Annotated in this window: 22 protein-coding genes and 1 riboswitch; of the genes, 12 read left to right on the plus strand and 10 right to left on the minus strand. The window is 69.9% G+C overall.

What is annotated here, in order from left to right:
* The first annotated feature begins 122 nt into the window (after window positions 1-122).
* Window positions 123-1241: a phosphoserine transaminase gene (serC, locus tag G6N23_RS16300; protein WP_085258981.1), complete on the plus strand. Its 1119-nt coding sequence runs from the start codon at window positions 123-125 to the stop codon at window positions 1239-1241.
* Between the two features lie 115 nt (window positions 1242-1356).
* Window positions 1357-2142, plus strand: coding sequence for a septation protein SepH (sepH, locus tag G6N23_RS16305; protein WP_085258980.1), 786 nt, complete (start codon window positions 1357-1359; stop codon window positions 2140-2142).
* Here sepH and G6N23_RS16310 read toward each other — a convergent pair.
* Both G6N23_RS16310 and G6N23_RS16315 read right to left on the minus strand, forming a co-directional pair.
* Entirely contained in the window at window positions 2133-2408 is a 276-nt protein-coding gene (locus tag G6N23_RS16310) for a DUF2537 domain-containing protein (RefSeq protein WP_085258979.1), read from the minus strand. The two genes, sepH and G6N23_RS16310, sit on opposite strands and share 10 nt — an antisense overlap.
* A complete protein-coding gene (locus tag G6N23_RS16315) occupies window positions 2405-3232 on the minus strand; it encodes a TrmH family RNA methyltransferase (RefSeq protein ID WP_085258978.1) in 828 nt (275 codons plus the stop codon). The genes G6N23_RS16310 and G6N23_RS16315 overlap by 4 nt, the downstream gene beginning before the upstream one ends.
* A 39-nt stretch (window positions 3233-3271) precedes the next feature.
* On the opposite strand from G6N23_RS16315, the gene G6N23_RS16320 reads away from it, so the two are divergent.
* The 3 genes from G6N23_RS16320 to G6N23_RS16330 are packed head-to-tail and all read left to right on the plus strand — an operon-like array spanning window position 3272 to window position 4583.
* Entirely contained in the window at window positions 3272-3541 is a 270-nt protein-coding gene (locus G6N23_RS16320; protein WP_085258977.1) for a DUF2530 domain-containing protein, read from the plus strand.
* A gap of 28 nt (window positions 3542-3569) precedes the next feature.
* Window positions 3570-4025 (plus strand): SRPBCC family protein, encoded by a 456-nt coding sequence (locus G6N23_RS16325; protein ID WP_085258976.1) that lies wholly within the window; start codon window positions 3570-3572, stop codon window positions 4023-4025.
* A 21-nt stretch (window positions 4026-4046) separates the two neighbouring features.
* Window positions 4047-4583: a hypothetical protein gene (locus tag G6N23_RS16330; protein ID WP_085258975.1), complete on the plus strand. Its 537-nt coding sequence runs from the start codon at window positions 4047-4049 to the stop codon at window positions 4581-4583.
* On the opposite strand, the gene G6N23_RS16335 is transcribed toward G6N23_RS16330, so the two are convergent.
* Window positions 4580-5563: a DUF3027 domain-containing protein gene (locus G6N23_RS16335; RefSeq protein ID WP_085258974.1), complete on the minus strand. Its 984-nt coding sequence runs from the start codon at window positions 5561-5563 to the stop codon at window positions 4580-4582. The genes G6N23_RS16330 and G6N23_RS16335 overlap by 4 nt on opposite strands.
* A 225-nt stretch (window positions 5564-5788) precedes the next feature.
* Between G6N23_RS16335 and G6N23_RS16340 the strand changes: the two genes are divergently transcribed.
* Both G6N23_RS16340 and G6N23_RS16345 read left to right on the plus strand, forming a co-directional pair.
* A complete protein-coding gene (locus tag G6N23_RS16340; RefSeq protein ID WP_095173733.1) occupies window positions 5789-7381 on the plus strand; it encodes an MFS transporter in 1593 nt (530 codons plus the stop codon).
* The gene (locus tag G6N23_RS16345) at window positions 7378-7887 is read left to right on the plus strand and encodes a DUF2771 domain-containing protein (protein WP_085258972.1); all 510 of its coding nucleotides are present in this window, start codon (window positions 7378-7380) and stop codon (window positions 7885-7887) included. Before G6N23_RS16340 ends, G6N23_RS16345 begins: the two co-directional genes overlap by 4 nt.
* Here the strand turns inward: G6N23_RS16345 and G6N23_RS16350 are convergent.
* Entirely contained in the window at window positions 7879-8892 is a 1014-nt protein-coding gene (locus tag G6N23_RS16350; RefSeq protein ID WP_085258971.1) for a glutathione S-transferase family protein, read from the minus strand. The genes G6N23_RS16345 and G6N23_RS16350 overlap by 9 nt on opposite strands.
* A 410-nt stretch (window positions 8893-9302) precedes the next feature.
* On the opposite strand from G6N23_RS16350, the gene G6N23_RS16355 reads away from it, so the two are divergent.
* Complete coding sequence (locus tag G6N23_RS16355; protein ID WP_085258970.1) at window positions 9303-9638, plus strand: DUF732 domain-containing protein; 336 nt, start codon at window positions 9303-9305, stop codon at window positions 9636-9638.
* A 141-nt stretch (window positions 9639-9779) separates the two neighbouring features.
* Here G6N23_RS16355 and G6N23_RS16360 read toward each other — a convergent pair whose 3' ends face one another.
* Together G6N23_RS16360 and G6N23_RS16365 are read right to left on the minus strand one after the other, a co-directional pair.
* The gene (locus G6N23_RS16360; protein ID WP_085258969.1) at window positions 9780-11726 is read right to left on the minus strand and encodes an acyl-CoA dehydrogenase family protein; all 1947 of its coding nucleotides are present in this window, start codon (window positions 11724-11726) and stop codon (window positions 9780-9782) included.
* A gap of 96 nt (window positions 11727-11822) precedes the next feature.
* Window positions 11823-12233 (minus strand): cold-shock protein, encoded by a 411-nt coding sequence (locus G6N23_RS16365; protein WP_064921134.1) that lies wholly within the window; start codon window positions 12231-12233, stop codon window positions 11823-11825.
* Between the two features lie 213 nt (window positions 12234-12446).
* On the opposite strand from G6N23_RS16365, the gene moaA reads away from it, so the two are divergent.
* The 3 genes from moaA to G6N23_RS16380 all read left to right on the plus strand — a co-directional run bounded on the left by moaA (window position 12447) and on the right by G6N23_RS16380 (window position 15261).
* On the plus strand, window positions 12447-13583 hold the full coding sequence (gene moaA / locus G6N23_RS16370; RefSeq protein WP_095173731.1) for a GTP 3',8-cyclase MoaA: 1137 nt from the start codon (window positions 12447-12449) through the stop codon (window positions 13581-13583).
* A gap of 3 nt (window positions 13584-13586) precedes the next feature.
* Window positions 13587-13865, plus strand: a complete 279-nt coding sequence (locus G6N23_RS16375; protein WP_085258968.1) for a MoaD/ThiS family protein — start codon at window positions 13587-13589, stop codon at window positions 13863-13865.
* A 248-nt stretch (window positions 13866-14113) separates the two neighbouring features.
* Window positions 14114-14292: riboswitch (cyclic di-AMP (ydaO/yuaA leader) on the plus strand.
* Between the two features lie 9 nt (window positions 14293-14301).
* Entirely contained in the window at window positions 14302-15261 is a 960-nt protein-coding gene (locus G6N23_RS16380) for a transglycosylase family protein (RefSeq protein WP_095173729.1), read from the plus strand.
* A gap of 76 nt (window positions 15262-15337) precedes the next feature.
* Here G6N23_RS16380 and G6N23_RS16385 read toward each other — a convergent pair whose 3' ends face one another.
* Genes G6N23_RS16385 through G6N23_RS16400 form a run of 4 tightly spaced genes read right to left on the minus strand, consistent with a single transcriptional unit; the run spans window position 15338 to window position 16942 of the window.
* Window positions 15338-15775: a molybdenum cofactor biosynthesis protein MoaE gene (locus tag G6N23_RS16385; protein WP_085258966.1), complete on the minus strand. Its 438-nt coding sequence runs from the start codon at window positions 15773-15775 to the stop codon at window positions 15338-15340.
* On the minus strand, window positions 15772-16230 hold the full coding sequence (locus G6N23_RS16390; protein WP_372508919.1) for a MogA/MoaB family molybdenum cofactor biosynthesis protein: 459 nt from the start codon (window positions 16228-16230) through the stop codon (window positions 15772-15774). Before G6N23_RS16390 ends, G6N23_RS16385 begins: the two co-directional genes overlap by 4 nt.
* A gap of 29 nt (window positions 16231-16259) precedes the next feature.
* On the minus strand, window positions 16260-16733 hold the full coding sequence (gene moaC / locus G6N23_RS16395; RefSeq protein WP_085259021.1) for a cyclic pyranopterin monophosphate synthase MoaC: 474 nt from the start codon (window positions 16731-16733) through the stop codon (window positions 16260-16262).
* An 11-nt stretch (window positions 16734-16744) separates the two neighbouring features.
* Window positions 16745-16942: a hypothetical protein gene (locus G6N23_RS16400; protein WP_173675005.1), complete on the minus strand. Its 198-nt coding sequence runs from the start codon at window positions 16940-16942 to the stop codon at window positions 16745-16747.
* A gap of 54 nt (window positions 16943-16996) precedes the next feature.
* On the opposite strand from G6N23_RS16400, the gene G6N23_RS16405 reads away from it, so the two are divergent.
* The gene (locus G6N23_RS16405) at window positions 16997-19366 is read left to right on the plus strand and encodes a helicase-associated domain-containing protein (RefSeq protein ID WP_085258964.1); all 2370 of its coding nucleotides are present in this window, start codon (window positions 16997-16999) and stop codon (window positions 19364-19366) included.
* Window positions 19367-19388 lie beyond the last annotated feature (22 nt).

Consider the following 19388-nt stretch of genomic DNA (forward strand, 5'->3'; position numbering starts at 1 on the left):
GGGTACGGTCTAGGCCTTGAATACCCCTTGTGGCCGTGACAGGTGTCGAGTGTCTCATGTGATCTCCGTCACGATAAACCTGGCGTGCGGAAGGCTGCGGGGCGCTGTCTACGCTAGAGGCCATGGCTGAACAGCTCACGATCCCGGACAACATCAAGCCCGCCGACGGACGGTTCGGCTGTGGGCCCTCCAAGGTCCGGCCGGAGCAGTTGAACGCGCTGGTCACCACGGTGGCGCCGCTGTTCGGCACTTCGCACCGCCAGGCGCCGGTCAAAGACCTGGTCGGCCGCGTGCGCTCCGGGTTGCGCGAGTTGTTCTCGGTGCCCGACGGCTATGAGGTGGTCCTGGGCAACGGCGGCTCCACCGCGTTCTGGGACGCCGCGGCATTCGGCCTGGTCGACAAGCGCTCCCTGCACCTGACCTACGGCGAGTTCAGCGCGAAGTTCGCCTCGGCGGTGGCCAAGAATCCGTTCGTCGGTGACCCGATCATCATCAAGGCCGATGCGGGCAGCGCCCCCGAGCCGACCTCGGACCCGTCGGTCGACGTGATCGCCTGGGCACACAACGAGACCTCGACCGGGGTGGCGGTGCCGGTGCGCCGGCCCGGCGGGGCCGGCGAGGCCCTGGTAGTGATCGACGCGACGTCGGGCGCCGGCGGTCTGCCGGTCGACATCACCGAGACCGACGTCTACTACTTCGCGCCGCAGAAGAACTTCGCCTCCGACGGCGGCCTGTGGCTGGCGATCATGAGCCCGGCCGCGCTGGCCCGCATCGAGGCGATCGCCGCCTCGGGCCGCTGGGTGCCGGAGTTCCTGTCCCTGCCGATCGCGGTGGACAACAGCTCCAAGAACCAGACCTACAACACCCCCGCGATCGCCACCCTGGCGTTGATGGCCGAGCAGCTGGACTGGCTGCTCGACAACGGCGGGCTGGACTGGGCGGTCAAGCGCACCGCGGATTCGTCGCAGCGGTTGTACTCCTGGGCCGAGGCCCGACCGTTCACCACGCCGTTCGTCGCCGACCCCGCACTGCGGTCGCAGGTGGTAGGCACCATCGACTTCGTCGACGACGTGGATGCCGCCGCGGTGGCCAAGGTGCTGCGAGCCAACGGCATCGTCGACACCGAGCCCTACCGCAAACTGGGCCGCAACCAGCTGCGGATCGCGATGTTCCCGGCGGTGGAGCCCGACGACGTCAGCGCGCTGACGCAATGCGTGGACTGGGTCGTCGAAAGGCTCTGAGCGCGACCCGCCGAACTCCTGTGATCAAGTCGTTATAACCCCAGCGTGTCACGGCGGCCGAGGTCGCCTGCTGCACTAGAGTCCGCAGGTAACCGGGCCTTCGCAAGGAGAAGTCATGCGGGAATTGACAGTCATAGGTCTCGACGTCGACGGCAAACACATCATCTGTGAGAGCGCCTGCGGTGACGACGAACGCGCCGACATGTTCGCGCTGCGCCTCGACGACCGGCTGCGTTCAGTGGTGCGTGGCGAGGGCAACCGCGTCGGGCAGACCCAGGCCGATCTGGGAGGCACCATGTTGCGTCCGAAGGACATCCAGGCCCGCATCCGTGCCGGGGCGTCGGTCGAGCAGGTGGCCGCGGCGGCCGGCGTGGACGTCTCCCGGGTGGAGCGGTTCGCGCACCCGGTGCTGCTGGAGCGCTCGCGTGCCGCGGAGCTGGCGGCCGCTGCCCACCCGGTGCTGGCCGACGGCCCCGCGGTGTCGACCCTGCTCGAAGTGATCACCAGCGCGTTGATGAGCCGCGGCCTCAATCCGGATCACAGCAGCTGGGACGCGTGGCGCAACGAGGACGGACGCTGGACGGTGCAGCTGGCCTGGAAGGCGGGCCGCTCCGACAACGTCGCCCACTTCCGATTCGCCCCGGGAGCGCACGGCGGGACGGTCACCGCCGTCGACGACTCGGCGATGGAGCTGATCGACCCGGACTTCGACCGTCCGCTGCGGCCGGTTGCCACGATCGCCGAACTGGACTTCGAGGAGCCTGCCGCCCCGCCGGTGGTGGAAGAGGAGCCGGTCCGCCAACGCTCGGCGACCCGGTCCCGGCGCAGCAAGCCCCCGGTTCCGGGTTGGGAGGACGTGCTGCTCGGGGTGCGCTCGACCGGCTCGGCCGGTCAACGCTGAGCAGCCAGCACCAAAAGCACCAGCCACGCCCCCGCCACCCCGAGTCCGGCGCCCAGCGCCAGCCATCGCAGCACCGGGGTGCGCCGCCAGCCCCAGACCGTTGGCGCGAGCCCGCCCACCGCGATCAGGTTGAGCGCGACCGCCACCGCGGGGTGCACCCGGGTCAATCCCAGGCTCAGCACCGCGATCGCGGTCCCCGACACCGCAGCGACGAACGCCGCCACGGTCAAACCCGTTGCCCACGGCGTGGTTTGGGTCGGACTCATTCCGGCAGCCTAGTGCGCTCGTAGAACGCCAGCGCGGCCGCCGTCGCGACGTTGAGGGAGTCGGTGCCCCGCGACATCGGAATGCGCACCCGCATGTCACTGGCCCGCATGGCCTGCTGCGACAGACCCGGCCCCTCCGCCCCGACCAGCACCGCCAGCGGTTCGCCGCGCACCGTCGCCATGGCAGTGGACAGCGCGTCGGCCCGCGGGTCGGGAGTCATGGCGAGCACGCGAAACCCCCGCTCGCGCAGCATCGCCAGATCCGCCGGCCAATCCGCCGAACGGGCGAACGGCACCAGCAGGGCGTGTCCCATCGACACCCGCACCGCACGGCGGTAGAGCGGATCGGCGCAGCCGTGACCGAACACCACCGCGTCGACTCCCAGGCCGGCGCCGTTGCGGAAGATCGAACCCAGGTTCTCGTGATCGTTGACGCCCTCGAGCACCGCGATGGTCCGGGCGCCGGCGACCAGGTCCGCCACCGTGGGCTCGGGCACCCGCGATGCGGCAGCCAGCACACCGCGGTTGAGATGGAAGCCGACCACCTCGGCCATCACCTCGGCCGACACCCGGTAGTAGGGCACGTCTGACACACCGGCGAGATCCGGGGCCAGCTCCGTCAGCCGGCGGTCGGTCCCCAGCAACGCCCGCGGCGTGTAGCGGGAGGCCAGCATGCGCTGCACCACCAGCACCCCTTCGGCGATCACCAGCCCCTTGCCGGTGGGCAGATCCGGGCGGCGGTCGATGCTGTTCAGATCGCGGAAATCGTCCAGCCGTGAATCACGGGGGTCCTCGATATCGACGACCTCGATAACCCTGGCCACTGGCTGAACGATACCGGCGAGGCGCTAACGTCAACGGCGATGACCCCCCAGCCGCCACCCGAGTCCGCCCCTGAGCCGCCACCGCTGCCACCCGCCCTGTTGCGGGTCTGGCCGGTGATCGGTGCCGGGGCCGCCGGGTTCTGCTGTGCGACCATCGCGGCGTTCGCGATTCCGGCCCTGGAGTCGTGGCGGCCGGTGAGCGTGGCCGGGTTGGGGGTCGGCGTGCTGGGCACCACGATCTTTCTCGTGCAACGCACAGCGTCACGGCGCGGCGTGCGCGGCGCCCAAACCGGACTGGAACACGAATAGAGTTGCGCCCTACCCAAGGAGGAATGAGATGGCAGCGCCGCTGTTGAAGGCCGAGATCGACATCAAGGCACCGGTCACCGAGGTTTGGAACCTGATCTCCGATTTCCGTCGGATGCCGGAGTGGAGCCCGCAGTGCCGGTGGATGAAACCGCTGGGTGCGGTGCGCCCGGGCACTCGCACCATAAACTTCAACCGGCGCGGCCGGCTGTACTGGCCCACCAGCTCGCGCATCACCGAGTTCGTCCCGGAGCGCAAGCTGGCCTTCCGCGTGACGGAGAACCACAGCGTGTGGAGCTATGAACTGGAGCCGATCGCCGAGGGCACCCGGGTCACCGAGAGCCGGCGCGCCGACGAGGGGATCACCAGCTTTTCGACAACCGTGACGAAACTGTTCATGGGCGGCGTCGAGAGCTTCGAGCATGAGCTGCTCGAAGGCATGAACGCCTCCTTGGAGCGGATCAAGGCGGCCGCCGAAAACCGCTGACGCGTCTCACAAGTGGGGGTAATGTCCATCGTCACCATCGATTGGGAGGGAGCCTCGGAGATGATGGACACCGCGACATTGAGCCCTCGGATGCTGAGCGGCGTTGCAGCAACCGCAGTACTGCTGGCCGCCGGTCTCACCCCGGTGGCGGTGGCACCCGGGGTCACCACCCACGCCGTCGCACGGGTGTCCGCCGAGGTGGTGCTGACCGGTAGCGCCTTGACCGACGGCATCGACGGGATCCTCGGCGACGTCGCCGCCCTGGACACCCCCGGGGCTGCCGACGCATTCGACATCGCCGGTCTGTTCAACGCGGAATTGGCTGCGGCCCAAGGATTCTTCAACAGCCTGTTCAGCCTGCCCGGGACGCTGTTCAACGACGTCCAGAATCTCATCACCAGCCTGGTCAACCTCGACTTCGGGATGGCCTTCAGCGAGGCGGTCACCATCCCGCAGGACATCATCAACTATGTGCTCGGGCTGCCGGGCCTGGTGGTCAACACCATCTACAACATGGTCGTGGTGCTGCCGGGCGAGTACCTGTTCAACTTCGGCTAGGAAGTCGCCGGGTCCTCGGGGGCTTCGGCGGTTGTCTCGACGGCAGCTTCGGCGACCGCTTCAGCCGGTTCGGCCACCGCTTCAGCCGGTTCGGCCACCGCCTCAACCGGGTCGGCCACCGCTTCAGCCGGTTCGGCCACCGCCTCAGCCGGTTCGGCCACCGCCTCAGCCGGTTCGGCCATCGCCTCAACCGGTTCGGCAGTGCTGATCTCGGCGGGGGCATCGCTCTCCAGGATCTCGAGCACGCCGTCGTCGTAGGGGTCGAAGGCCGGGGAACCGGTGCCCGCCGGTGCGGGGGTGTCACTGTGGGCGCCGCAGCCGTACTCCGCGTCGACCACCCGGCCGTCCGCGGACATCTCATTGGCGCAGGCTCCGAAGGCCGTGCCGAGCACGCCGGCCAGCGGCAGATAGAAGCCGCAGTCTCGGCAGACCCGCTTGGTGGACCTCGCCATCGCCGAATCCGGACCGTACTCGCCGTCATGCCAGCGCTGCGCCGCCTCGGCGCGGCCCAGTGGGCTCATCAGCCACCGGCGGCCCAGACCGATCTCACCGGCCACCTCGTCGAGTTCCGGGTCGCCGCTGGAGGCGTGGCCCGGGACCAGTCGCGGATCGTCGGCGGGTGGTGCCAGCAGATCCCCGGGGCCCAGATCGCCGGGCCGGACCCGCTGGTCCCACGGCACCCATTCCGGCGCCAGCAGCGCCGTGGGGCCGGGAACCAGCACCACCTCGCTGATCGTGGAGTGCGCGGCGTCCGGGATGGCGGCGACGACGACAGCCCACTGCCAGCCCTGATAGCCGGGCAGCAGCGCGGCGAACCGGTGGGTCGCGGCGGTCGCGTCCTCGTAATCGACGCCCAGGTGCTCACCGACGGTGTCGGCGCCGCTGAACTCGGCGACGGCCGCGCGGGCCTGGTCGACAGCCGCGGCCAACACCGCGGGCACGGCGATGGTCGCGGTGTCTGATTCTGCGCTGGGTCGCATCACGCGGGTCCCTTCCGTTCAATGACGTCCCTATACTGCCGCAGGCCGGTCCGCTCAGCCACAGGCAGGCACGATCGCGGCTTGCACGGCGAGGCGATGGTCATAGGGAAGAATTGAACCGTGTCTGCACGGCGGCGTGATCTCCCCGACCCGGGCCGGCGCCGACGCCCGCCCGCACCCACCGGCCGCGGGCCCCGCAACGGCTCGCCCGGCGAGCACCCCGGCATGGCCAACTATCCCAGCGACAGCCCCGGTGACCAGCGACAGCGCCAGCCCATGCCCAGCGCCAACCGGTACCTGCCACCGCTGCACGACCACCCCGAGCCACCCCGCCGGCACAGCCCGTCCGGCGACACGGGCACCGGTGACCGCGTCACGGTGACCCGGGCTGCCGCGGCTCGCAGCCGCGAAATGGGCTACCGGATGTACGGGCTGGTGCAACGGGCCGCCACCGCCGACGGCGCCGACAAATCCGGGCTGACCGCGCTGACCTGGCCGGTGGTCGCCAACTTCGCGGTGGACGCGGCGATGGCCGTGGCGTTGGCCAACACCCTGTTCTTCGCCGCGGCCAGCGGGGAGAGCAAGGGCCGGGTGGCGCTGTACCTGCTGGTGACGATCGCGCCGTTCGCGGTGGTCGCACCGCTGATCGGGCCGGCGCTGGATCGCATCCAACACGGGCGGCGCGCGGCGCTCGCATTGTCGTTCGCGCTGCGCACCGTGTTGGCCCTGGTGCTGATCGCCAACTACGACGGCGCCGCCGGCACCTTCGGCTCCTGGGTGCTCTACCCGTGCGCGCTGGCCATGATGGTGTTCTCGAAGTCGTTCACGGTGCTGCGCAGCGCGGTGACTCCGCGGGTGATGCCGCCCTCCATCGACCTGGTGCGGGTCAATTCCCGATTGACGATGTTCGGTCTGCTCGGCGGGACGATCGTCGGCGGCGGCATCGCCGCGGGCGCCGAGTACGTGTTCACCCGCCTGCTCGAACTTCCCGGCGCGCTGTTCGTCGTCGTCGCTGTCTCGGTGGCCGGGGCCGGCCTGGCGATGCGGATCCCGCGGTGGGTGGAGGTGACCACCGGGGAGGTCCCGACCACACTGAGTTACCGCTCGAACGAGCGCCGGCGCAGCTGGCCCGAACACATCCGGCGAGCCGGCGGGGCACTGAGCCAGCCGTTGCGCCAACCGCTGGGCCGCAACATCATCGCTGCGCTGTGGGGCAACTGCACCATCAAGGCCATGGTGGGTTTCCTGTTCCTGTACCCGGCGTTCGTCGCCAAGCAGCACGACGCCAACGGCTGGGTGCAGCTGGGCATTCTCGGTCTGATCGGCGCGGCCGCCGGGGTGGGCAACTTCGCCGGCAACTTCACCAGCGCCCGGCTGCAGCTGGGCCGGCCCGCGGTGCTGGTGGTGCGCTGCACCATGGCCGTGACCGCCGTCGCGCTGGCGGCGGCGGTGGCCGGAACCCTCGTGATGGCGGCCATCGCCGCCCTGGTCACCTCTGGTGCCAGCGCGGTCGCGAAGGCCTCACTGGACGCCGCACTGCAGGACGACCTGCCCGAGGAGTCGCGGGCTTCGGCGTTCGGCCGTACCGAGTCCACCCTGCAGCTGGCCTGGGTGCTCGGCGGTGCGCTGGGCGTGCTGGTATACACCGACCTGTGGGTGGGCTTCACCGCGATCACCGCGCTGCTGATCCCGGGGCTGGCCCAGACCATCCTGTCCTTCCACGGCGACTCGTTGATCCCCGGCCTGGGGGGCAACCGTCCGGTGCTGATCGAACAGGACGGCTCCCGCCGCGATCAGACAGGGGTGATGAACAGGTGAAGCGCTCGACGGCCGCACTGGTGACGGTGCTGGTGGTGGCGGCGGCCGTGCTCGCCGGGTTCGGCACCTGGTGGTTGGGCCGCGGCGGTGAGCCGACGCCGCCGCAGGTCAGCGCTTACTCCAAAGGGCACCTGACCCACGCCGGGCCCTACATGTACTGCGACGTGCTCGACCTCAACGAGTGCGTGCTGACCGAGGAGCAGGGCAAGCTGACGGTCGACGAGCGCCATCCGGTCCAGCTGTCGGTGGACACCGTCATCGGTCGGGCGCCGTGGCGGCTACTGCGGCTCTACGACGATCCGGCCGATGCCACCGGCAAGATGTATGCGCCGGGCAGCACGCTGGCCGTCACCGTCCCCACCATCGACCCGCAGCGCGGCCCACTGCGCGGGCTGGTGGTGCAGTTGCTGACCCTGGTCGTCGACCGGGACTCCGGCGAGAAGTTCGCGGTGCCGCACGCCGAATGGGCGGTGGGCCTGCAGTGGAGCCGTCCCGCGTCACGTTGACGGCTGAACCCCGTGCCCGGCCGTCACCCGCTCGGACTCCAAAACCGGACCCGGCGCTGTACCGTCCCCGAATGGCCTGCCGCCCAGAGCTTCTCGGCCGTGCGGTAGCAGCCAGTTCGACAGATCCGGCCCGTCGGGGACGATCTGCGACGGGTTGATGTCGGCGTGCACGATGTAGTAGTGCCGTTTGATCTGGACGAAATCGACCGTGTCGCCGAATCCGGGCGTCTGGAACAGGTCGCGGGCGTAAGCCCACAGCACCGGTAGCTCGGACAGTTTCTGCCGGTTGCACTTGAAATGTCCGTGATAGACCGGGTCGAAGCGCACCAGCGTGGTGAACAGCCGCACGTCGGCCTCGGTGATGGTGTCGCCCACCAGGTAGCGCTGGTGGCTCAGGCGTTCGCCGACCCAGTCCAGTGCGGTGAACAACCGGTCGTAGGCCGCGCTGTAGGCATCCTGGCTGCCGGCGAAGCCGCACCGGTAGACGCCGTTGTTGATCTCGGTGTAGACCCGGCGGGCCACCTCGTCGATCTCGGCGCGGAGCGGTTCGGGATACAACTGCGGGGCGCCGTCGCGGTGGTAGGCCGTCCACTCGGTGGAGAAGTCCAGGGTGATCTGGGCGAAGTCGTTGGTGACCACCGCGCCGGTGGGCACGTCGACGATCGCCGGGACGGTGATTCCCTTGGGGTAGTCCGGGAAACGCTTGAAATACGCATCGGCCAGCCGCGGGATCTTCAATATCGGGTCGACGCCGCCGGGGTCCAGGTCGAAGGTCCAGCTGCGCTGATCGTGGGTGGGTCCGCAAAACCCTATGGAGATAACGTTTTCCAGCCCGAGCAGTCGTCGCACGATGATGGTCCGGTTGGCCCACGGGCAGGCCCGCGCGACGACCAGTCGGTACCGGCCGGGTTCGACGGGATACCCGTCGCGGCCATCGGCGGTGATCCGGGTGGTGATGTAGTCGGTGTCGCGCTTGAAGTCACCACCGGCGAGGTAGTTGGCCATGATTGTCAGCGTGCCACGAGCGCCGGTAGATCGCCTTCGTCCGGCTCAAGAACGCCTTCTTCCCGCAGGACCGCCTGCACAGGCGCAACCGATCCGTACCCGGGTGGGCACCCGTTCTTCGCGGGGGCCCGTGCGCAGCTTTCACAAATGGCCCGTTAACCAGCGCTTCTTAGCCGCCCTTCGCGGCATTGTTGGATGGCGTCGCCGTCGTCGATTCTTCCAGCGGGTGAGCTACCGGTCGTAGGCGTCCCTGCAGCACTTGCCCCCGAAGCAACGTAGTTACGAAATCTTGCGAAATTCTCCGGGTATCGGCGTTCTAATTGCAGGCAGCGAGGTCGCCCCGGCAGAACGCGGCACCGCGGTGCACTCGTGAGCATTGAGGAATTCGACGAGTGAAACAGGAGCCAGCTATGTTCACCAAGATAATCGCCGCAACACTACTAAACCTGCCGATCCTTTTGCCCGCCCCTGCGTATGCAGTTCCTATCGGCGACAGCGACGGTCCTTTCAGCGGTCCGGCAGGGGACGGCGACGCGTCCGCCTTCTGGGTCGACGTCAGCCCGTACGCGAGAGGCACCATCAGTGACGCAGCTCAGCTTGGGCAGACTATCTGCGGTGCCCTCCAGGGTGGCCAGAGTGAGGGCAAAGTAATTGCCGAAGCCACTCAGGGCGATCAGTCGGAAGTTCTCGATGCCGAGTTTGTCGTGCATGCGGCCGAATGGCATTTCTGTCCACAGTTCTACTAATTGGAATCTCCGAACCGGCTTGGACGCCGTTGACTTTGACTTCCTCTCTTCCGGACAGATGGACATTCGTGCCGCGAGCCTGCCGGCCAACCGTTCACGGGGTGAAGGACCCGATCTATCGGCCCAGGAGGAACCTGAACCTCAAGTTCGGGGTGCCTCCGAGGCTGCCCCGAATCGCCGAGCGAGATCGGTTTCGCCCGAAGCTCCCGGCTCCCAGTCGGCGATCCACGGTCCGGTGCCCTCCGAGGGATCGAGGATGCCGTCCTCCAGCCAGGTGTAGCGGTCCTCGAGGACGGCGTGGGCCAACCGGACGTCGGTGCGGTCGGTGTTCGTCCACAACGCGGCGAACATCGCCTCGACCCGCAGGCGTGACTGCTGACAGAACGCGTCGGCCAGCTGGTATGCCTGCTCCCCTTCGCCCGGGTCGGCCGCCCGCTGGGCCTGCGCGCGCACACACGCGGCCGCCATAGCGAACAGCTCCGCCCCGATATCGACGACCCGGCCCAGGAATCCCTGCTTTTTCTCCAGACCGGCCTGCCAGCGCGCCATGCCGTAGAACGTGTTGCGCGCCAGCTTGCGCGAGTGCCGTTCGACAAAGCGCAGATGCGGTGCCAACCGGCCGAACTCGTGGTACCCGGAGGGACGTTGGCCTTCACCGAAAACCAGTTGCGGCAACCACTTCGAATAGAAGCCGCTGGCCCCGACGGCGGATTTGGCCTTCTGGGCCAAACCGGCTTTGGGGTCGGCGAGGTCACCCGCGGCGCTCAGGTGTGGATCTACGGCCTCGCGCGCGATCAGCAGCCGCATGATCTCGCTGGACCCCTCGAAGATGCGGTTGATCCGCAGGTCCCGCACCAGTTGTTCCACCGGAACCGCCCGCTCCCCGCGGGCGGCGAGCGACTCCGCGGTCTCATAACCGCGGCCCCCGCGGATCTGCAGCAACTCGTCGGCCATCACGCAGGCCACCTCACTGGACCACAGCTTGGCCAGCGCCGCCTCGATCCGGATGTCGTTGCGGCCTTCGTCGGCCATCTGACCGGAGAGCTCCAGCACCGCCTCCAGCGCGTAACCGGTGGCGGCGATGTACGCGATCTTCTTGGCCACGGCCTCGTGCTCGCCGACCGGCTTGCCCCACTGCACCCGCTCGCGGGACCACTGCCGGGCGATCTTCAGCGACCACTTCGCCGATCCGGCCGCCATCGCGGGGATGGCCAGGCGTCCAGCGTTGAGCGTGGTCAGCGCGATCTTCAAGCCGTCCCCCTCGCGCCCGATCAGGTTCTCGGCGGGCACCCGAACCTGGTGCAGCCGGGTCACGCCGTTCTCGATACCGCGCAACCCCATGAACCTGTTGCGGCGTTCGACGGTGATGCCGGGGGTATCGGCTTCCACGACGAAGGCGCTGATGCCTCCCCGATGGCCCTCGCTCTCGGGCACGCGGGCCATCACCACCAGCAGCTCGGCGACCACGCCGTTGGTGGTCCACAGTTTCACCCCGTCCAGCTCATAGGCGGCGCCGTCCTCAATCGGGGTCGCGGTCGAGGCGAGCCGAGCCGGATCCGAGCCCACGTCCGGCTCGGTCAGCAGGAACGCCGAGATCGCCCCGGCCGCGCAGCGGGGCAGGAACCTCTTCTTCTGCGCGTCGGTGCCGGCCAGCTTGAGCGGTTCGGGCACCCCGATCGACTGGTGGGCGCTCAGCAACGCCCCGAGGCTGGGATGCACGCTGGACACCATCAACAGCACCCGGTTGTAGGCGACCTGCGACATGCCCAGACCGCCGTACTCGGTGGGGATCTTCAGCCCGAAGCAGCCGAGCTCGGCCAGACCCTTGACGCAGCCATCGGGGATCTGCTCGTCACGCTCGATGACCGCGGCGTCGACGGTTCCGAGAAACTCCCGCAACCTGCCCAGAAATTCCTCGGTGCGTGCGGCCTCGGCATCCGAAGGCCGGGGAAACGGGTGAATCAGCTCAAGCGGGAAACGCCCCAAAAACAGCCCTTTGGCGAAGGACGGTTTGTCCCAACCGCTTTCGCGGGATTCCTCCGCGACAGCCCTGGCTTGCTCCTCGGTGACCCCTACCTGCTGTGCCATCGGGCACCTCCCGGTTCGACAGCGCTCGTCGAGCGACTATCTCCGGGGTTCCCCAATCAGGCCGGCCACTACACCTTGTTCGGGCGCTGACCTTTCCTAGGCGTCGAGCTCGCGGGCCACGGCCTTGACCACCTCGGACACCCGACGGGCGGTCTTGCGGTCCGGGTAACGCCCCTTGCGCAGCTCCGGCTGCACCGTGCCTTCCAGCAGGGTGATCATGTCCTCGACCATGCCGTGCAACTCGTCGGGGCTGTGCCGGTGCTCGGCGGGAGCCGCCTCGCGACGCGTGCGCGACAGACTCGGCGGCGGGTCGATCAGCTTGAGCGTCAACGCCTGCGGTCCGCGGCGCCCGGCGGCGACGCCGAACTCCACCCGCTGGCCCGCCTTGAGACCCTCCACACCGTCCGGCAGGGCCGAGGCGCGGACGTAGACGTCCTCACCCTCCTCCTGGGACAAGAAGCCGAAGCCCTTCGCGGCGTCGTACCACTTCACCTTGCCGGTCGGCACTGGTCTCACCTGCTGTCTTGCTGATCACGTATCTGGGGGACACAAATGAAGCGCCCCGCCTGCGCAGGACGCGTCAGCAGCTGATCTTACTCGGACGGCGGCCCACGGAGCACCCCGGTTTCCTCGGTAAGCTGGGGGAGCCGCTGGAGGAGATACGCGCCGGACGTTGAACGTCATCCGGTCGCTCTCCGGCCGACCGAAACGGATACACACATGACGTTGAGGCAACGGGATCTGCAGACACCACCACAGCAGGTGGACGCCGCCGGCGCGGACGATACGAACGCCGCCCGGCAGGCCTTTCACGACGCCGTACAACGAGCCATCTCCCAACAGATGCCCACCTCCGGGCCGCTGGTCGACACCTTCGGCCGGGTGCACACCGATCTGCGGATCTCCCTGACCGACCGGTGCAACCTGCGCTGCACCTACTGCATGCCGGCCGAAGGGCTGGACTGGATTCCCAGCCAACACCTGCTGCAAGACGACGAGCTGGTCCGGCTGATGCGTATCGGCGTCACCCGGCTGGGGATCACCGACATTCGGTTCACCGGCGGCGAGCCGCTGCTGGCCCGCCACCTCGAGGACGTGGTGGCCGCCGCAGCGAGCCTGCAGCCACGTCCCGAGATCGCCCTGACCACCAACGGGCTGGGGCTAGCCCGGCGCGCCGGCGCCCTGGTGGCCGCCGGGCTGGACCGGATCAACGTGTCACTGGACACCGTCGACCGGGCACACTTCGCCGAGATCACCCGGCGCGACCGGCTGCCCGACGTGCTCGACGGCCTCGACGCGGCCGCCCGGGCCGGTATGGCGCCGATCAAGGTCAACGCGGTGCTCGCTCCCAAGGTCACCGGCGAGGACATCGTCAACCTGCTGCGCTTCTGCCTGCACCACGGCTACCAGCTGCGGGTCATCGAGATGATGCCGCTGGACGCCGACCACAACTGGAACCGCGACGCCGGGCTCAGCGTCGAGCAACTGCTGGAGACGGTGCAGGCACAGTTCGCGCTGCGGCCCGATCCGAAGCCGCGCGGATCCGCGCCGGCCGAAGTGTGGCTGGTGGATGAGGGTCCGGACCACCCGGCCGGCACATTCGGGATCATCGCCTCGGTGTCGCGGCCGTTCTGCGGGGACTGCGACCGGACCCGGCTCACCGCCGACGGTCAGATCCGCAACTGTCTGTTCGCCAGCGAGGAGTCCGATCTGCGGGCCCTGTTGCGCGACGGCTCCGATGACGACGCCATCGAGCAGGCATGGCGTGCGGCCATGTGGTCGAAGAAAGCCGGCCACGGCATCAACGATCCGGATTTCATCCAGCCGGACCGCCCGATGAGTGCAATAGGTGGTTAACCCATGACGCAGCAGACCGACACCACCACCGCCGTTGCGGTGACCGTCCGCTACTTTGCCGCGGCGCGAGCGGCCGCCGGTGTCGACTCGGAGACCGTCAGCGTGCCCGCCGGGGCCGGCGTGGCCGAGCTCGCCGATGCCCTCGCGCGTGGCAACGACCGGCTTGCGACCGTGCTGGACCGCTGCTCCTACCTGCGCGACGGGGTCGCGGTGCGTGACCGTTCGGCGGCGCTGCTCGCCGGCGAGACGGTCGACGTACTACCCCCGTTCGCCGGCGGATAGACATGATCTACGTCACATAACGAATTGATCACGGACCGACAACGGCTTGGTAGAGCATGCTCTGACCTGCACAGACGCCAGCGTTTCCTGGTGTTTTGAGAAGAACCGGCAGTGAAAACACCGGGGCCCCCTAAGCGTGACGTTGCCGTAAAGACCGGTTACGGTCTATCCCCGGGTGCATCGAAACTCTTCCAGTCGATCCACCTTTCCTCTCCCGTAGCGCCGAGCTCCATCCAGCGGGCGGGGAAAACCAACGAATACCTGATGGATGGAGGCGGGGGACCCGACCGGTCCGCCGCGAGCGGACTTGGGGCCACCCTCGGCCCCTTGGGGTGAAGCCGTAGGACGCACCGCGGTGCGCCATGGCCGGGCAGTCTTCTCCAGCCCAACCCGACGCTGACCTCGCAGGCGTAGACAGAGAGGAATACACCACCGTATGAGTGGACGGCATCGCAAGCCCACCCAGTCGAACGTCAACATCGCCAAAATCGCCTTCACCGGAGCCGTGATCGGTGGCGGCAGCCTTGCCCTCGCCGGGCACGCGGCCGCAGCCACCGATGACGAATGGGACCACGTAGCCCGATGCGAGTCCGGTAACAACTGGGGCATCAACACCGGCAACGGTTACCAGGGCGGCCTGCAGTTCTCGCCGAGCACCTGGAGCGCACACGGCGGCGGCAAGTTCGCCCCGTCGGCGCACCTGGCCAGCCGCGAGCAGCAGATCGCCATCGCCGAGCACGTGCTGGCGACCCAGGGCCGCGGTGCGTGGCCGGTCTGCGGACGCGGCCTGTCCGGCGCGTCGCAGCGCGAGGTTCCCGCAACCCCGGCCGACGCCCCCATCGACAACCCGGATGTCAACGGCCAGACCGTGGCCATGGACAACCCGATCGCCCCGCCCGCTCCCGAGCCGGCACCGTGGTGGGCCCCGCCGGCCCCCGAGGCCCCCGCACCCGCCGAGGACTCCACCCAGGTGGCTCCGGCCGGCTGGATGCCGCCCGCTCCGGAGGCTCCGGCCCCGGAGGCACCGGCCCCCGAGGCCCCGGCTCCCGAGGCTCCGGCCCCGGCCGCCGAGGACCTGCCCCCGGCTCCCGAGCCGGCACCGTGGTGGGCCCCGCCGGCCCCCGAGGCTCCGGCCCCCGAGGCTCCGGCCCCGGCCGCCGAGGACCTGCCCCCGGCTCCCGAGCCGGCACCGTGGTGGGCCCCGCCGGCTCCCGAGGCTCCGGCTCCCGAGGCCCCCGCGCCCGGCGACGACGCGGCCCCGGCCCCCGAGGGCGACAAGGCCCAGGCGGTTTCGGTCGGCTTCCACCAGCAGCTGTGGCAGGCCATCCGGGCGGAGAACGTCAGCGGCAACGACGCGCTGGCCACGTTCGCGCAGCAGCCCGGCCGGGTCGTCTAGCGCCAGAAGCACACAACACGAAAGAGGGGGCCGGATCTACCGGCCCCCTCTTTCGTGTCTTCGGTGTCTGCGGGGTTCAGGCCGAGCCGACCCATTCCTCGGTGTCGTCGGCGAAGAACTGATGCTTCCAGACCGGCAGCCGCGCCTTGATGGTGTCGACCAGCAGCGCGCAGGCCTCGAAGGCCTCCCGGCGGTGATCGGCGGCCACGGCCGCCACCAGCGCGGCATCACCGATGTGCAGGACGCCGATCCGGTGGCTGGCTGCCAGCGCGCGGATCCCGGCGCTCTGTTCGGCGACCTCGGCCAGCACCTCGGCCATGACCTGTTGGGCCGACGGGTGCGCGGAATACTCCAGCCGGGTGACCTGCCTGCCGTGGTCGTGATCGCGGATCATGCCGACGAACCCGACGATCGCGCCCGCCGCCCGGTGCCCGACCAGCTCCTCGTGTTCGGTCAGCAGGATGGGCTCCTCGGTGACCGCCGCCCGCAGCACCAGCGCGCCGTTGTCCGTCATCGGTCGTGATCTCCACCGGCGAGCTGATCCAAGGCGTGATCCAGGACGTCGGCGAGCACGCCGAGCCCGTCGCGCACTCCCCCGGACGAGCCGGGCAGGTTGACGATCAGCGTCCGCCCGGCCACCCCGCACACCCCGCGGGACAGCACCGACGTCGGCACCTTCGGCAACCCGGAACGGCGGATGGCGTCGGCCAGGCCGGGAATCTCGTAGTCCAGGACGGCCACCGTCTGCGCCGGGGTGTCGTCGGTCGGTGAGATCCCGGTTCCCCCGGAGGTGATGACCAGGTCGACGGGCGCAGCCACCGCGGCCCGCAACGCCGCGCCGACGGCCTCACCGTCGGCGACGACCTCCGGCTGCGCCGGCGCGAAGCCACGTTGCGCCAGCCAGTCGACGATGACCGGCCCGGTGCGGTCGGTGTACACCCCAGCCGACGCCCGGGTGGAGGCGATGATGACGTGGGCGGTCCGGGCGCTCGCGGCAGTCACCGGCGCTCCCAGGCCCCGGTGCGTCCGCCGTCTTTGCTCAGCACCCGGACGTCGTCGATGACCGCGGCGCGGTCGACGGCCTTGATCATGTCGTAGAGAGTCAGCGCCGCCACGCTGACCGCGGTCAGCGCCTCCATCTCCACCCCGGTGCGGTCGGTGGTGCGCACCGAGGCGGTGATGTCGATCTGGGTTTCGCCGATCGCGAAGTCCACGTCGACGCCGGTGAGCGCCAACTGGTGGCAGAGCGGGACCAGATCGCTGGTGCGCTTGGCGGCCATGATGCCCGCCACCCGCGCGGTGGCCAGCGCGTCGCCCTTGGGCAGCCCGCCGGCCGAGATCAGCTGCACCACCTGGGCCGTGGTGCGCAGCACGCCGGCGGCGACGGCGACGCGCTTGGTGGCCGCCTTCGCGCTGACGTCGACCATATGGGCCGCACCGCGTTCATCGAGGTGTGAGAGCGGCCCGGTCATGGCGGTCACGCCTACCGGTTGACGTCGGTGACCGGATGCAGGTACGGCAGCTCGTCAGACGGGAGCGGGAACACCAGGTCCCCGAACGGTGACAGCGCACCGGCCCGGTCGGTGCGCAGCTCGCTCACTGCCGGTTCGCCGTCGGTCTCCGGCCACCCGTTGTCGACGTACCGGTTCTTGTTGTCCTGATTCGCAGCCACGGTTCCCATTCTGACAGGTCGCGATCGGCGTTGCTCACCGGTTGGGCCTTACGCTGGTCGTCGATGACCGAACACGCCCGGGGTGTGCCGCTGGGATCGTGGCTGGCCGACCTGCCCGACGAGGCTCTGATCCGGCTACTGGAGCTGCGGCCCGACCTCGCCCAACCGCCGCCGGGCAGTATCGCCGCTCTGGCGGCCCGAGCGCAGGCCCGCCAGTCGGTCCGGGCGGCCACCGACGAGCTGGATTTTCTGCGGCTCGCCGTTCTCGACGCCCTGCTGGTGTTGGAGGCCGACGCCGCTACGGTGCCGGTGGCCGACCTGCTGGCGCTGATCGGTGAGCGCGCCCCCGCCGACGCGGTGCACGAGGCGCTGACCGACCTGATCGAACGGGCGCTGTGTTGGGGTTCGCCGCATGAGCCCGGCGGTTCAGCGAGGCTCGACGAAGGAGAGGCGAAGCTGGGACCGCCGCATGAGCACGGCGGTGTGCTGCGGGTGGCCGCCGAAGTCGGTGCCGGGCTGCCCTGGCATCCGGGCCAGGTCACCCGGGAGGATCCCGGGCAGAGCCCGGAGCAGATCATGGCTGCCGTCGCCGAGCTCGACCCGCCCCAGCGCGATCTGCTGGACAAGCTGCTGGCGGGCTCCCCGATCGGCCGCACCCGCGACGCTGCCCCCGGGGCACCGCCGGAGCACCCGGTGCCGCGACTGCTGGCGGCCGGTCTGCTGCGCCGCATCGACGACGAGACGGTGATCCTGCCGCGGTTGGTCGGCCAGGTGCTGCGCGGTGAGCATCCCGGGCCGGTCGCTCTGCGCGCCCCCGACCCGGTGGTCTCCCAGACCACGGCGGCCGACGTCGACGCGGTGGCGGCCGGTGCGGTGATCGACCTGCTGCGTGAACTCGACGTGATCCTGGCCGGCCTGGGCGATGCGCCGGTGCCGGAGCTGCGCAGCGGCGGGCTGGGCGTCCGCGAGGTCAAGCGGCTGGCCAAGACGACCGGCGTCGACGAGACCCGGCTGGGCCTGCTGCTCGAGGTGGCCGCCACCGCCCGCCTGATCGCCTCCGACTATCCCGACCCGGCGACCGTCGACAAGCGGGAGTGGCCCGACGCCGACGGGCCGTACTGGGCGCCGACGGTGCTCGCCGACCGGTTCGCCGAGCGACCGACCGCCGAACGCTGGCATCTGCTGGCCGCCACCTGGCTGGAGTTGGCCGCCCGGCCGAGCCTGATCGGTAGCCGGGGCGCGGACGGCAAACCGCGGGCGGCGCTGTCGACGCCCCTGTTCTCAACCGCCGCCCCGCTGGATCGCCGGCTGCTGCTGGGCATGCTCGCCCAACTGCCCGAGGGTGCCGGGGTCGACGCCGTGTCCGCGTCACAGGCATTGGTCTGGCGGCGGCCGCGCTGGGCCAATCGGCTCCAGCCCGGACCGGTGGGCGAGCTGCTCGACGAGGCGCACGCGCTCGGCGTGCTGGGCCGGGGCGCCATCAGCTCCCCGGGGCGTGCGCTGCTGGCCGGCGCCCTGGCCGATGGCGCAGCCGAGTCCGCCACCCTCGCGGCCGTCTCGTCGATGACCAAGGCCTTACCCGAGCCGATCGACCATTTCCTGGTGCAGGCCGATCTGACCGTGGTGGTGCCGGGTCCGTTGAAACGTGAGCTGGCCGAGGAGCTGGGCGTGGTGGCCACCGTCGAATCGGCCGGCGCGGCGATGGTGTACCGGGTCTCCGAACAGACCATCCGGGCCGCCCTGGACGTCGGGCGGACCGGCGCGGGCCTGCACGCATTCTTCGCAAGGCACTCGAGGACCCCGGTGCCGCAGGGACTCACCTACCTGATCGACGACGTGGCGCGCCGGCACGGGCAGCTGCGGATCGGGATGGCGGCGTCCTTCGTGCGCTGCGAGGATCCGGCCCTGCTGGCCCAGGCCATGGCGACGCCGGCCGCCGAGGCGCTCGGGCTGCGGGTGTTGGCCCCGACGGTGGCGGTGGCGCAGGCCCCGATCGCCGACGTGCTGGCCGCGCTGCGCGACGCCGGTCTCGCCCCGGCCGCCGAGGACGCCACCGGAACGATCGTCGACATCCGGCCGCGCGGGGTGCGGGTGCCGACCCCGGCCGAGCGTCGCGGTCACCGGCCGGCCGCCGGGCCCAGCGGCGAAAGCCTCACCTCGCTGGTTCGGGTGCTGCGCACTGTGACGTCGGCGCCGTTCGACAACATCCGCCTGGAGCCGGTGACCGCGATGATCATGCTGAAACGCGCCGCGGCCGAGGGGTCCACCGTGCTGATCGGCTACGTCGACGCCGCCGGGGTCGCCACCCAGCGGGAGATCTCCCCCGTGCTGGTGCGCGGCGGCCAGTTGGTGGCGTTCGATTCGACGTCGGGCCAGATGCGTGATTTCACCATCCACCGCATCACGTCGATCGCGTCGACCGAGCCGCAGTGAGCGCCATTGTCGGAGCTCTCCG

This window comes from Mycolicibacter terrae, from assembly GCF_010727125.1.
Classification (GTDB): Bacteria; Actinomycetota; Actinomycetes; order Mycobacteriales; family Mycobacteriaceae; genus Mycobacterium; species Mycobacterium terrae.